Origin of the sequence: Collinsella sp. AM29-10AC, assembly GCF_003469085.1 — a bacterium.
In the GTDB taxonomy this organism is placed as follows: domain Bacteria; phylum Actinomycetota; class Coriobacteriia; order Coriobacteriales; family Coriobacteriaceae; genus Collinsella.
The window spans coordinates 41,451-55,186 of record NZ_QSKB01000018.1; the positions used below are offsets into that span (position 1 = coordinate 41,451).

The following is a 13,736-nucleotide window of genomic DNA, read 5'->3' on the forward strand; positions in this document are numbered from 1 at the left end:
CAAAATGCGGCAACGCACATGCAAAAAGGGACAGGTCCATTATGGCAGCTCGTGACAAGACGGCGCAGCGCCTCGCTCAAAACCTGCCAAAATAAACCTGTCCCTTTTTGGTCGGTTATGGGTTGGGTCCTTTAGGACTCTTTGTTGGCGTAGATAAACCAGTAGCCCAGCGCCACGATCAGGGCGCCACCCACGATATTGCCCAGCGTGGCGACCGTAAGGTTGAGCGCCAACCCGGCAGCGTTGAGGGCATCGGCGCCAGCGACATCGGCTCCATAGCCGCAGGAGTGCATCAAAATACCCATGGGCAAAAAGTACATGTTGGCGACGCAGTGCTCAAAACCGCAGGCCACAAAGGCAGCGATGGGCAGCAAAATGCCCACGACCTTGTCGACCACGGTCTTGCCGGCAGTGCCGATCCATACGGCCAGGCAGACAAAGATGTTGCACAAAATGCCGCGGAAGAAGATGGTAACGGCGTCGATCGCAACCTTACCGGCGGCGACGCTCACCATGGTATTGGCAACGGCCTCGCCGTTGAGCTTATAAATAGCTGCCATGTAAATCAAAAAGACAACGAACAGGGCGCCGGCAAAGTTGCCGATCCACACAACAGCCCAAGCCTTGAACATCTGGACGAGCGTAATCTTTTTGCTCTTAAGCGCGCATACCATAAGCGAGTTACCGGTAAACAGCTCCGCGCCGCAAATGAGCACGAGCACCAGTCCCAGGCAAAAAGCAAGACCGCCCACGAAGCGCTGGGCGCCCCAGCCAAGCGTGGGATCGCTCAGAAAGACCGTGAAGAACAGGCCGCCGAAGGCGATAAACGCTCCGGCGAACATGGCGAGCAAAAAGGCCTTCGAGACCGGCAGGTTGGCCTTGGTAACGCCGGCGGCCTCGGACTTAGCCTCGATCGCGGCGGGCGCCAGGCAGTCGGGGGTGGGGTATTCTGCCTTACTCTGTGCCATGGCAATCACTACTTTCTTACGATGTGGGACAAACGCTCTTGGTTCATTTGCCCCGCGAGGTCGGACGGTATAAAAATAAACGCGAGCCAAATTAGCATATTGGCCTGCGATTATATAGCTTGGAGCGGGCGACGGGAAGTCCAAGGATTTGCTTCGCAAATCCTTGTTTCGCTGCGGGCCTTCGGCCCTTGCGTGCTGCGCTGGAAAATGCTCACGCATTTTCTCAGCTCCGCACCCTGACGGGTTCGATTCCCGTCGCCCGGCGCGTAAACGAAAACAGCTCTGATTCCCAAAGGAAACCAAAGCCGTTAAAACAATTCTTATGGAGCGGGCGACGGGAATCGAACCCGCGTCATCAGCTTGGAAGGCTGGGGTTCTACCATTGAACTACGCCCGCAAGATATGGTCGGGACGACAGGATTTGAACCTGCGACATCCTGCTCCCAAAGCAGGCGCGCTACCAAACTGCGCCACGTCCCGAAGGTGTTGAGCAGCTAAGGCATAAACCTTGCGTGTCCCAAAGCGAAGGAAATTATAGGGGAGACTCCCCGCCTGTGCAAGCGGCGATATTCTAGCTCCTCGAATGTGCGACAAACCGGCTGTGGAGCAGGCCTATCACAAACGCCACCACGGCGACCGGCGCCCACGCGGCACCGATATCCGCCAGCGGCAGCGCATCGAACGGTAGCCACGCGCCAGCAAAGAACGCGTCGCGGACCGAGGTGATCACGCTCTGCACCGCGACGACGCCGCCGACCCAGACCCATACCTGCGGATGCGCGTCGCAAAAACCGTGCACCAGGCCCATAAGCACCAGCACAATGGCGACGGGATACAAGGCGTTAAGCATGGGCACCGAGAACATAAGGATCACGTCGAGGCCCACGTTGGAGAGCACGCACGAAAACGCTGCGAACACAAACGCGAGAATTGCAAAGGGGCGGCGCATGGCCTCCTCGGAAGCCTCCGCTCCCCCTTCGACCACATACGTCTCGCAGAAATAGCGCGCGCAGCAGCTAATGAGGCCGATGCACACGTTCATGCAGGCGAGGAAGAAAATCGCAAAGACCACAACCGTGCCGGCAAGGCCAAAGTGCATGGAGGCCGAGCGAGCAAGGATGGCAGCGCCGTTAGTGGCGTCGGGCATCACGGTGCCGAGCTGCATACCGGCAAGGCCCAAGCCGCAATAGATGATGGCCATGAGCACGCCGGCGATAACACCGGAACGCGAGATCTCGAAGGCCACGCGCTTGTCATCGGTAACACCCAGCTCGTGGATGGTCTCGGCGATGATGATGCCGAAGGCAAGTGACGCGAGCAGGTCCATGGTCTGATAGCCAGTCAGAAAGCCCTGCACGGCAGCACCGGCATCGTAAGGGGCCTGCGGCGCGGCAGCCGGTCCCAGCGGCGAGATCACGGCAGCACCCACGACCAGCACGATGAGCGCAATGAGCGCAGGGCCCGTAATGCGGCCGAGCACACGCGTGATGACACCCGGGCGCAGCGTGAGCGCAAACGCGACGACGAAGAACCCGATGGCAAACACCAGACGTGCCGTGCCGAGCGAAACGCCCTCGGGTAGCAGCGGCACCAGCATCTCGAACGCCGTAGAGCTTGTGCGCGGAATGGCCAAGCACGGACCGATGGCCAGGTAGACCGCCGCAACGAAGAATTCGCCAAACTTAGGATGCACACGCCCGGCCAGCTCTCGGGCCGTGCCAGCGAGCGCGACGGCGATAAATCCCATAACGGGCAGACCGATAGCTGCAATCAAAAAGCCGATCATGGCAACCGGCGTGGCAGAACCTGCCTGCAGCGCCAGCAGCGGCGGAATAATGAGGTTACCGGCACCAAAGAGCATCGAGAACAGCGCAATGCCGACGGTAACGACATGGTCGGAACGCAGACCGCGCGGGGCGGATGAAGCCATGGGCACACCTTTCGGGTCGAAACAAAAACGGGACGGGCAAAATACCCGTCCCGCAAGTATATACGCTTTAGCAGGCTAAATCGCGCAAAGCGTCAATCGCGATGTCGACTTCCTTATCCGTGTTGAAATACCCAAACGAGAAGCGGACGACACCCTGGCGCTCGGTCCCCAGCGCACGGTGCATGAGCGGAGCGCAATGGGCACCGGGGCGCGTCGCAATCCCCCACCCTTGCATGAGCGCGTCCGAGATCTCGGCCGAGTCGATATCACCCACGTTGAGTGAGACGATCGCCGAGCGCACGGGCTGGTCAAACGCACCGTAGAGCGCAATGCCGGGGATTTCGCGAGCACCGGCGAGGAAGCGCTCTGCAAGCGCACGCTCATGCGCCGCAATCGCCTCGACCCCGCCTTGCGCCTCGATAAAGTCGAGACCGGCAGAAAGGCCCGCTATGCCGTGACCGTTGAGCGTGCCCGCCTCGAGCCGCGTGGGCCACTCAAGTGGCTGCAGTGGGTCAAAGCTGTGCACGCCCGTGCCGCCCATGGCCCACGGAGACACGTCAATGCCCTCCGCCACGGCCAGGCCGCCGGTGCCTTGGGGCCCCATGAGCCCCTTGTGGCCGGTAAAGCACACAATGTCGAGCCCCATGGCATGCATATCGATACGCGCCGTGCCGGCAGACTGAGAGGCATCGACGATCACCAGCGCACCGGCCGCATGGGCCATGGCCGCCACGCGCGCAATGTCGACCGCGTTGCCGGTCACATTTGAGGCGTGCGTCACCACCACGGCACGCGTACCGGGCGTGACTAGCCGCTCGAGCTCGTCGTAGTCGAGCGCGCCGTTCACGTCGCAACCCGCATGATCAACCGTCACACCCTGCTCTGCCGCCAAGCGATTGAGCGGACGTAGCACGGAGTTGTGCTCGAGCACCGTCGTGACCACACGGTCGCCGGGGCGCACCACGCCATTGATGACGGTGTTGAGCGCCGCGGTGGAGTTGGGCGTAAAGCACACATGGTCCGCCCTCGGGCAGCCCAAAAGGCGCGCGAGCTTGGTACGGCAAGCGTGAATCGTACGAGCGGCATCGAGGGCACCCGACGTGGCACCGCGCCCGGCATTGCCGAGCGAGCACATCGCCTGCGTCACGGCATCGATGACCGTCAGCGGCTTGTGCATGGTCGTCGCCGCGTTATCCAGGTAGATCATCGCACGACCTCCCACATATCAATCACGGTATAGCCCTCGGTGGGAACGCCCGCCGCGGCGAGTTCGCCGCGCAGCAGCTCCTCATCGGCAGGCAACGCCTTCCACGCCAGACCGCAACCGGCAGCGACCTCCCCGGGCACGGGAATCGTTCGTCCGGGAAGACCGCACTCGATGCACAGAGATTCGCAGCCCATGGCGGCCGCCGTGGTGGGAAACGTGATGACAAGCGCCGGGCGCTTCTCCCTCATGGCAACTCCAACCAATACGTTATGGGCGCACGACGCGCACGGCCTGCTCCATCTTCTCCACGATCACGTACATGTTGGTGACCTCGCCCACGGCAAGCTGGTCCTTGATGCCAAAGTGGTCCAGGCAGGTACCGCAGGTGAGAATCTCGACACCCTGTTCCGCCAGGCCCTTCAGATCATCGAGCACCGGCGACCCCTCAACGGTGAGCTTGGCGCCGCCGTTGTAGAACAACATGGTCGCAGGCAGCTCCTCCTGCTGCGTCACGGCAAAGATAAACGCCTTCATGAGCTTGTGGCCCAGCTCGTCGTCGCCACGACCCATGCAATCGGTGTAGACGGAAATGACGAGTTTGCCCTTGCCGGCGCTGGCGTCGCAGAAAGCGGCACCGTCCTGCTCGGGGTCCGCAACGGCCACGGCACCGGCGGTCGCGACAGTCACGTGCCACTCAGCGTCCGAAATCTTCTCGACCGAGGCCGTGCAGCCCTTCTCCTGTGCCATCTTGGAGATGTTCTTCACGGCCGTCTCGTTATCGACCGAAGTCACGACGGCGCCCTCGCCATCAAGCTGTTTGAGTGCCTTAAGCGTCTTGACGACGGGCAGCGGGCAGGCATCGCCCATGGCATTGACTTCAATTTTGGTAGACATAGCTTTTTTCCTTTCGAATAAATCGTTCTAGAACGGTGCATAGTTCGATAAACGTGTCGTTAACGGGCAACGCGGACGGCAGGGCCGCCTGGCACCGGCTCGCACACGCGACCGACGACGGCGGCGATACGTCCTTCGGCATGCAGACGACGCGAAAGCTCATCCACATCGGCAGCAGGCGCCGCGATGAGCAGGCCGCCCGAGGTCTGCGGATCGTACAGCGCATCCAACATGCCCGGTTCCAGGTCATCGTCGGCCGCCACGCGGGGGCCAAAGAAGTCCTGGTTGCGGTAGGCGCCGGCTGGGATAATGCCAAGACGCGCCATGTCGAGCACCTGGTCAAAGAGCGGTACGGCCCCTGACGCAAGCTCAATCTGCACGCCCGAGCCCTCGGCCATCTCGCACGCATGCCCGATCAGGCCAAAGCCCGTGACGTCGGTACAGCCGTGAAGCTCGAGTCCCTCGGCCAGACGAATCGGCGCCTCGTTGAGGGTGCGCATCGAGTCAAACATGGCTGCGGCCTCGTCCTGCTCGATAAGCTCGCCCTTAATGGCCGTGGTGATGATGCCCGAGCCAACCGCCTTGGTCAGCAGTAACGCATCGCCCACGCGCGCACCGCTGTTGGCGAGCATACGGTCGAGCGCGACAAAGCCGCTCACGGACAGGCCGTACTTGGGCTCGTCGTCGTTGATGGTGTGGCCGCCCGCGATAGAGCAGCCGGCCTCGACGCACTTGTCGGCGCCACCCGCCAGAATCTGGCCGGCAACCTCGACGCCCAGGCAACTGGGTATGCAGAGCAGGTTCATGGCATGACTCGGCCGCCCGCCCATAGCATAGATGTCCGACAGCGAGTTGGCCGCGGCGATCTGGCCAAACAGGAACGGGTCGTCGACCATCGGCGGGAAGAAGTCGATGGACTGAACGAGGCCCAGGTTATCGCCAACGCGAAAGACGCTCGCATCGTCGGAGGTATCGAACCCCACGAGCAGGTTGTCGTTATGCACATTGGGTAAGTCGCCCAGGACCTGGGCGAGGGCTCCAGGAGCCAACTTAGCGGCTCAACCGCTCGCGGCAGTCATAGACGTGAGCTTAATCTGATCGTCAGCCATCGATACCTCCTCTCATCGGTCAATCATTTTCTCCCAGTATACGCATGAATGCGAGCCTGGGGCGGATGCATTAATTGAGCGCCTGCGCGCGAATCGCCGCGCCGATGGCACCGGCAAAGCGAGCCTGGGGCGAGGTGGTCACCGGCGACCCCAGTAGCTCGCCCAACCGCTCCACCACGAAGGCGTTCTCGCACAGGCCACCGGTCAGGTAGTACGGGGCGCCTGCGGCCTGCCCGGCCATGGTCGCCACGCGCGAGACCACGCTGTCGATCACGCCACGTGCGATGTTCTCGCGCGGCTCACCGCGACCGATCAGGCTGATAACCTCGCTTTCGGCAAACACCGTGCACATGCTGCTGATCTTGGTAGGCTCGCCGGAACGCGCCAGGTCGGCCATCTGCTGCTGGGAAATGCCTAGGCGGTCGGCCATGATCTCCAAAAAGCGCCCCGTGCCGGCGGCGCACTTGTCGTTCATGGCAAACTTGGCCACGCGGCCACTTTCAAGCTGAATGACCTTGGTGTCCTGGCCGCCCACGTCGATCACCGTGCCGTGATCGCCAAACAGGCGCACGGCACCGGTGCCGTGGCAGGTGATCTCGGTCACGACCTTGTGCGCATAGGGCACCGCGATGCGACCGTAGCCAGTCGCGATCACGCGCACGTCGTCGGCTGTCACGTCATAGCCGGCCGCTGCCAGTGCCTCGCGCAGCCGCTCGGAAGCATCGACCGAGGAGAACCCGGTTGGCTGCACGCACGTCCACGCCACCGAACCCTCCCCATCGACCACAGCAGCCTTAGCCGCCGTAGACCCGATATCGACCCCGATCCCTATCATGCCTCTCTCCTAATCAGCAAGAAAATCAAACGATCAGACACTGCTGCAACAACGGCCCTCTGGCGTCTGAGGTGCCCGAGATTCCGAGCGACAAGCCCGACGAAGCGTACTCAAGGTACGCGAGGAGGGTTGGAGCCGGAAGGTCGGGTGCCTCAGACGTCAGAGGGTTTCGATAAAGGCGGCGATGCGCGTCTCGATCTGGCCCATGTCACCGTTGCTGTAGTCGGTCTCGATCTTCATATACGGAATACCCGCACCCTCGACAGCTTCCTGCATGCGCGCACTCTCCACGTTAAAGGTGTGGCAGGCCTGTAGCACGCTCTCTACCACGCCATCGACATGATACTTCTCGCACATGGCAAGCGTGTTCCCCATGCGGCTGTCGTTGGGCGTCATGACCGAGCAGTTGATGTCCAGGTAGCGGTCGGCGATGGCGTGCAGGATATCGGGAGCCTCCGGGTCGATCATCATGGCCGCCGTGCGCTCGCCCGAGCAGTCGTCCATGCACACGACCACACCGCCGTTGGACTCGATAGTACGGCCGATCTTGTTGATCACACCGCCCACCGGACAGCCGGTGATCAGAATGCGCTTGGCATCCGCCGCAACCGGGCGCTCGCCCGCGTCGTAGGCCTCGCGCAGCTTGGCAACCTTTTGCTCCAGCTGCTGCGTATAGGCCTCGATATCAAAGCTGAACGTACCGGCGAACATGGTGCTCATCAGGTCGACGCCGCTCATGACCGCCGGCTGGTTGGCCTGCAGTGCGAACATCTCGAGCTGGGCCGCACGCAAGCGATTGCGACGACGGACAGCGGCGCGCAGGTCGTCATCGGTGATCGTGATGTCGTAGAAGTTCTCGAGCTCTTCCTTGAGCAGGCGGCACTCCTCGTACCAGCCTTCACGCTCGTAGGCGCGGTCGCGACCCTGCGGCAGGTGCAGAATGTGCGTGCGCTTGAGCTCGTTGAGTAGCTCGTACATCTTCTTCTTGCCGTCGCAGGTGGTCTCGCCGATGATCATGTCGCTAAAGTACGTAAACGGGCACTTTTGCGAGAAGGCAAAGCCGTACGTCGACTTGATGAGCGGGCAGAGATTTGCCGGCAGCACCTTCTCGGCCTCGGGAATCACCTCGTCGGACGTGCCGCACAGCGCCACGCTCGCAGCCCCCGCGGCATCGATAATCTCGAGCGGCGTGTAGCTGCACAGAAAACCGATCAGGCGATTGCCCGCCTGTTTGTAATCCTTGACGCGAATAAACGCCGCCTTGCGTTGTTCGTTAAACTCCTCAAACGTGCTGGGCAACGGCTGCTCAATATTTTCCGACATATAACTCCTAAACCTTTTAACCAACCAAGGAAGCGGCTTTCCCAGGTGCCCGAGGTTGCCGTGAAAGAGACGCGCCGCGTACTTTCGCACGCAAGCGACGGTTTGAACGGCAAGATCGGGTGCCTGGGAAAGCCGCCGGGACGGATAGCCCTAAATGGTTTCCAAGAAGGCCTCGATCCTGGTTTGCAGTTGGCCTGCATCCTCACCGGCGTAGTCGGTCGTGATGTGCATAAACGGAATGCCGGCTTCCTCGGCGGCCTTCTCCACGGCGAAGGACTCCATCTCATAGAGCGTGCAGAACTGCAGGGCCACGTCGACGATGCCGTCGGCATGCAGGTCCTTGGCCATCTGGACAATGTCCTTCATACGCTGGTCGTTGGGCGTAAAGACGGCGCAGTTGATCTTAAAGTAGCGCTCGGCGATGGCATCGAGCATCTCGTCGACCGTCTCACCGGACTCGTCGACCAGGTCCTTGTAATAGCGCGAGCCCGTGCAGGACTCCTCGCCTACCACAATGCCACCGGCTTTCTCGATGAGGTTGAACAGCTTCCAGTTGGGCACGGCCATGGGCGTACCGGTGTACAGGATGCGCTTAGTCCCCTTGGGCGCCACGCCCTCGCCGACCTCGACACGCTGCTCACACTCGGCCGCCATATCGTTAATGGCTCCGGTCAGACGTGGCGTGTCGTCCATAAAGGCGGCCTGAACGGTCAGCAGGCTGTCAAGACCGCTGATGGGCGCAGGGTCGGCAGCGCGCGTGGCAGCGAGGCGCTGCAGGGCGCGACGCTTCTCATTGACGGCGTGGATGGCGGCCTTCAGACGCTCGGGCGTAATCGTGACGCCGCACTCTTCCTCGATCTTGGCGGCGAGCTTCTTGACCTCGGCCTTCCAGGTCACGAGCGTCGACTCGTCGTGTACGTTGGGAATATCCATGACGTACATGTTCTTTTGCGTGGCAAAAAACTCGTAGGCCTTCTTCTTGCCATCGCAGGTGTTCTCGCCTACCACCAAGTCACTCGACTCAATGTAGGGGCAGACCTCGCCCAGCTTAAAGCCGGCAAAGCTCTTGATAAGCGGGCAGGTGTTGCGCGGCAGATGCTCCTCGACCTTATCGGTTGCCCAATCGGCACCCGAGCACAGGCCCACGGGAATACCGTCGCAGGCGAGCACAATCTCCTCGGGCACGTACACGCAGAACGAACCGACGATCTTGGTGGCCTCGCCGGCCTCCTTCTTGTCGAGCATCTCCTTAATACGGCCGCTGTGGATGTTGGTGGCCACAAAGTCCAGGTAGGACGTGGACTTGGGGCGATTGTTCTGCGTCAAGAACATATCGCCGTACATCTGGCCCACGGCGCCCAGCAGCATGTCGTGGTCGGCAAGATTCATGCCGAGGCTCTCCCACATCGGATGGAAATCGAATTCTTCAGCCATGGCGGTTCCCCTCTCGAACCAAAAACGGATAACAGCGGTATCGATGCACGACGGGCGGCGATTGCCCTGCCGTGCTCAAACCCGGAATTTTGGGGAACCTGCTTTGCGGTTGACTATTTAATTGTGCGTCGTCTCTCCCGGAGCCGTGAACATACCTGCTCATATGCGGCTCCGAGCGATATATAGGGCACGCGCGGCAACGCGGCGAATGTATGTCGTCTGCGGCATGTGCGCACCCTCCTTAACCAGTTGAGGTCAACTATATCAACGGTCATCGACCATGCGAACACCGTTGACAATCGTACGACAGCTGCGGGATGCGAACACCTCGCTGTCTGATAAATAATTATCAGATTGACAAGATTTTGTCATATAGAAATCGGCGAGCGGTAAAGTGGAAACAAAGCGGTCGAGGACTACCTCCTCGCCCGCATCGCCCACCGCATCAACGACAAACCAAATGGATCCTGCTGGCATCAAAATGCATGCGCAGCGTCTCGCCTGCTTGCGGCAGCTCGTCGACAGGCATGCCCACTTTGTTGACCTTCCACTGCAGACGCGTGGGCGCATCAGTACGCGGCACGTCCAACAGCACCAGGCGCTCAAAGCGTGAATCGCTCACTCGGGCCACGTGCAAATCATAGCTGTTGCGACCCCGCTCCGCGCGATTGTCAACATGGAAGTAGCTTGCGCGAATGCCCAGGTACGCCACATTATCGGGAACCTCGCGACCCACGTTAAAGGTCATGCCCCAGTCGAGGGCCTCAACTTCTTCGTCGCCGATCTTGCGCGCCCGGCTTGTGTTCTTGCAGCCCGTCAGACGCAGCGCAGCCAAGGTTTGCGGCCGGCGGACCACGTCCTCGACGGAGCCGATCTCCTCCACATGCCCGTTATGCATCACGCAAATGCGCTCGCACAGGCGGCATGCCTCGTCAATATCGTGGCTCACGTAGAGCACGGTACGGTTACAGACGTCGAACAGGTCGAGCATGTTCTGCTCAAGCGCGCTCTTGAGATACGCGTCGAGCGCGCTCATGGGCTCGTCGAACATAAAAATGCCCGGGTGTGCCGCCACCATGCGAGCAAGCGCCACACGCTGCTGCTGGCCGCCCGAGAGGCGCGCGGGATAACGGTCGGCAAAGTCGGCCAGTCCAAAGATGCCCAGGTAGCGCTCGGCAAGTTGTCTACGCGCTGCGGCGTCACCTGCACCCTCAACGCCGGCGCACACGTTATCGGCCACCGTCATATTAGGGAACAGCTGATAGTTTTGAAACATCAGGGCGCATTTTCGCTCCTGGGGCGAAAGGTTGATGCCCGCCGCAGAGTCAAAGAAGGTCACGCCGTTGACGACGATCTTGCCCTCGTCGGGTGTCTCCACGCCGGCAATGCAGCGCAACGTGCAGCTCTTGCCGCAACCCGAGGCGCCCAGGAGCGCCACACGCTCCTCGCCGGCCTCAAGCTGCATGTCGAGCATAAACCCGGGATAGCGCTTTTTGATGTCCAGAACGAGCGACATGGCTTATCGACCTCCCTGCGGCGCGGCATCATCGCGCATGAGCTCGGCCAGCGCCTCGCGATCGATACGCAAGGCATCGCCGCCCGCCGAGTCGAGCGAATCGCCCCGTCCGGCGAGATCTTTGGCCTGCTTCCGCTCCGCACGAGAAAGGCCCCGCTCGCGATACTTTTGTGAATGAGCGGTGTACATATTGATAAACAGAATGACCAGGAAACTGAACACGATTACGACGATGACCCAAAAGAGGGCTACCGACGTGTTGCCGCCCATCCACTCAAAGTAGATGGCGATGGGAATGGTCTGCGTAATACCGGCGTAGTTGCCCGCAAAGAACAGGGTGCAGCCAAACTCGCCCATGGCACGCGCGAAGGCAAGCACCGCGCCGGCTGCAATCGAGGGCCAGCCAAGCGGCATCATGAGCTTAGTAAAGATGCGACGCTCGGACCATCCCAGCGTGCGCGCGGCATCGAGCATCTGCGTGTCAAGGCTCTCGAAGGCTCCGAGCGCCGTACGGTAGACCAGGGGAAACGACACCACCACGGCAGATATCACCGCCGCGGGCCAGGTAAAGACGATCGAGATGCCGTGCGCGATGAGCCACTGGCCGACCCCGGTCGAGCGGCCAAACAGCATGAGGAGCAGAAAGCCGCAGACCGTGGGCGGCAGCACCATAGGAATCGTAAAGACCGAATCGAGCAGGCCCTTGATGCGACTCGAGGTACCCATAGTCTTCCACGCGGCGAACAGGCCCAGTGCAAAGGCAATCACCAGGGCAAGGCCACTCGTTTTAATGGACACCCAAAGCGGGCGATAGTCGATGTCGCCCAAAAAGGAGGCCAGAGAGGTCAAGGGACCCTGCTCATCCCGCAACACGACAGACGATGCTTCTACCATTTGAGCGCTATCAAGCCAACGCGCGCCGCCCTTGGCATCACCCGAGGCCGATGCAATCACCACATAGCGGTCCCCATCCGCACCACGCACATCAAAGCCATAGGTATACCCGCCGGCATTAAACGTTGTTTCCGCCGTGACATACCAAGGAAGATCCACGTCCCCAAGCTGCGCACCTCCCATGCAGTTTGCGCTGTCGAGCTCACAGACGAGGGCCTTGAGACCCGATACGCACTCGTTATCCTGCGGATCCAATTCATACTTCTCGACCGCCCTGGGCGATATCCACACCACAACGCGATCGGCAGCAGGCGCCACCACAAGGTCCACGTCCTCATCAACGGGAAACCGGTAGCCCTCAGGCTGGCCCTCCATGGCACGAGCGGTCCCCTTGGCCAACCGCTCAAAACCCTCGATCCCATAGGAAAGCCCATGAGCGGTCGCAGCAACCTGGGCCCCGTCCTCAGCGACCCCAGCAAACGCAAATCCCGGCACCCAGCAAAGCGCGAAGGTCAAAGCACAGGCGACAAGCATGCGGAATCTATTAAGCACGAAAAGCTCCAAGCGAATACAAGGACGGAGTGAAACACAAAACAATGGAATTATCGCGCCAAGCCGCACTACTCGGAAAGCTCAAAGCCGTACTTAGCCCAAATCTTCTGAGCCTTCTTGTTGGACAGGCAAAAGTCGATAAACGCCTTGGCCTCGTCGGCGTGCTCGGAGCCATCGGCGACAGCGCCCGGATACACGATGGGCTTATGCGAGTCCTCGGGACACACAAAGGCCTCCTCGATGCCGTCATAGCGGAAGATATCGGAGCTGTAGACAAAACCGGCCACGCAGTCGCCCGTAGAGACGTAAGACGCAGCGGTGCCGACCTTGTCGGCCAGGGCCACCTTGTCGGCAAGCTCGGGTGCATACTCGCCGTCGTCGCCCTCGGTGCCGGTGTAGAGACCCACAGAAGCTAAGGCCTGGTTGGCGTACTTGCCGGCGGGGACGGTCTTGGCGTCGCCGATGGCGATCTTGCCGTCCAGATTCGCGACGTTGGCGATGACCTCGATCTTGGTGTCGGAACCCTCAGCACGAATGATCACAAGGTCGTTGACGAACATATCCTCACGGGTGTCGGCATCGACGAGCTCGGCGGCCTCGGCGTCGTCCATGGTGCCTTTGGAGGCGGTGATGAGCACGTCGACCGTGGCGCCGGCGCGCATCTGCTCGACAAGGTCGCCAGACGCCTTAAACTGCGTGTCTGCAAACGTGGTGCCGGTCTGGTCGGTGTAGAGCTCTTGGACCTCGGGCAGAGCCTTCTCGAGCGAGTTGGCGGCAAAGACCTGCAGCTCGACAGCTTTCTTGGAAGATGCCTTAGCAGAACCGGCATCGGAGCCAGTTGGCTCAGACGTCTTGTTGCCAGAGCAGCCGGCAAGGCCAAGGCCGGCAGCGGCGACAGCAGAGAGCCAGACGAATCCGCGGCGAGAAACCATATCGAACATGTTCAACCCTTTCGGACCTTATGCCCGGGTACCCCACCGCGGGCTTTATTCTGTAATTAGATTATACTTCGGTGCGAATAACCTTGATTATCGACTTTATCCGAACACCTCCCACATTCATCCGTACATGTAC

Annotated in this window: 12 protein-coding genes and 2 tRNA genes; all 14 read right to left on the reverse strand. The window is 60.8% G+C overall.

The features are described from left to right. Positions 1–131: 131 nt before the first annotated feature. A complete protein-coding gene (locus tag DW754_RS07095) occupies positions 132–968 on the reverse strand; it encodes a formate/nitrite transporter family protein (protein ID WP_117758999.1) in 837 nt (278 codons plus the stop codon). 323 nt (positions 969–1,291) lie between these two features. Continuing rightward, positions 1,292–1,365, reverse strand: a tRNA-Gly gene (locus tag DW754_RS07100). 6 nt (positions 1,366–1,371) lie between these two features. After that, positions 1,372–1,448: transfer RNA gene (locus tag DW754_RS07105), tRNA-Pro, on the reverse strand. A gap of 91 nt (positions 1,449–1,539) precedes the next feature. Next, positions 1,540–2,898, reverse strand: a complete 1,359-nt coding sequence (gene brnQ / locus DW754_RS07110; RefSeq protein ID WP_117758975.1) for a branched-chain amino acid transport system II carrier protein — start codon at positions 2,896–2,898, stop codon at positions 1,540–1,542. Positions 2,899–2,965: 67 nt separating this feature from the next. Next, a complete protein-coding gene (locus DW754_RS07115; RefSeq protein ID WP_117758974.1) occupies positions 2,966–4,105 on the reverse strand; it encodes an aminotransferase class V-fold PLP-dependent enzyme in 1,140 nt (379 codons plus the stop codon). Continuing rightward, the gene (locus DW754_RS07120; RefSeq protein ID WP_117758973.1) at positions 4,102–4,353 is read right to left on the reverse strand and encodes a DUF3343 domain-containing protein; all 252 of its coding nucleotides are present in this window, start codon (positions 4,351–4,353) and stop codon (positions 4,102–4,104) included. The genes DW754_RS07115 and DW754_RS07120 overlap by 4 nt, the downstream gene beginning before the upstream one ends. 19 nt (positions 4,354–4,372) lie before the next feature. Continuing rightward, positions 4,373–4,999, reverse strand: coding sequence for a sulfurtransferase-like selenium metabolism protein YedF (gene yedF / locus DW754_RS07125; RefSeq protein WP_117758972.1), 627 nt, complete (start codon positions 4,997–4,999; stop codon positions 4,373–4,375). Between the two features lie 59 nt (positions 5,000–5,058). After that, a complete protein-coding gene (gene selD / locus DW754_RS07130) occupies positions 5,059–6,108 on the reverse strand; it encodes a selenide, water dikinase SelD (protein WP_117758971.1) in 1,050 nt (349 codons plus the stop codon). 70 nt (positions 6,109–6,178) lie between these two features. After that, the gene (locus tag DW754_RS07135; protein WP_117758970.1) at positions 6,179–6,943 is read right to left on the reverse strand and encodes an acyl-CoA dehydratase activase; all 765 of its coding nucleotides are present in this window, start codon (positions 6,941–6,943) and stop codon (positions 6,179–6,181) included. Between the two features lie 159 nt (positions 6,944–7,102). Beyond that, positions 7,103–8,266 (reverse strand): double-cubane-cluster-containing anaerobic reductase, encoded by a 1,164-nt coding sequence (locus tag DW754_RS07140; RefSeq protein ID WP_117758969.1) that lies wholly within the window; start codon positions 8,264–8,266, stop codon positions 7,103–7,105. 150 nt (positions 8,267–8,416) lie between these two features. Further along, entirely contained in the window at positions 8,417–9,700 is a 1,284-nt protein-coding gene (locus DW754_RS07145; RefSeq protein ID WP_117646493.1) for a double-cubane-cluster-containing anaerobic reductase, read from the reverse strand. Between the two features lie 445 nt (positions 9,701–10,145). Next, a complete protein-coding gene (locus DW754_RS07150; RefSeq protein WP_117758968.1) occupies positions 10,146–11,216 on the reverse strand; it encodes a sulfate/molybdate ABC transporter ATP-binding protein in 1,071 nt (356 codons plus the stop codon). Between the two features lie 3 nt (positions 11,217–11,219). After that, the gene (modB, locus tag DW754_RS07155; RefSeq protein WP_233508904.1) at positions 11,220–12,662 is read right to left on the reverse strand and encodes a molybdate ABC transporter permease subunit; all 1,443 of its coding nucleotides are present in this window, start codon (positions 12,660–12,662) and stop codon (positions 11,220–11,222) included. A gap of 68 nt (positions 12,663–12,730) precedes the next feature. Then, positions 12,731–13,603 (reverse strand): molybdate ABC transporter substrate-binding protein, encoded by an 873-nt coding sequence (gene modA / locus DW754_RS07160; protein WP_117758966.1) that lies wholly within the window; start codon positions 13,601–13,603, stop codon positions 12,731–12,733. Positions 13,604–13,736: the final 133 nt, after the last annotated feature.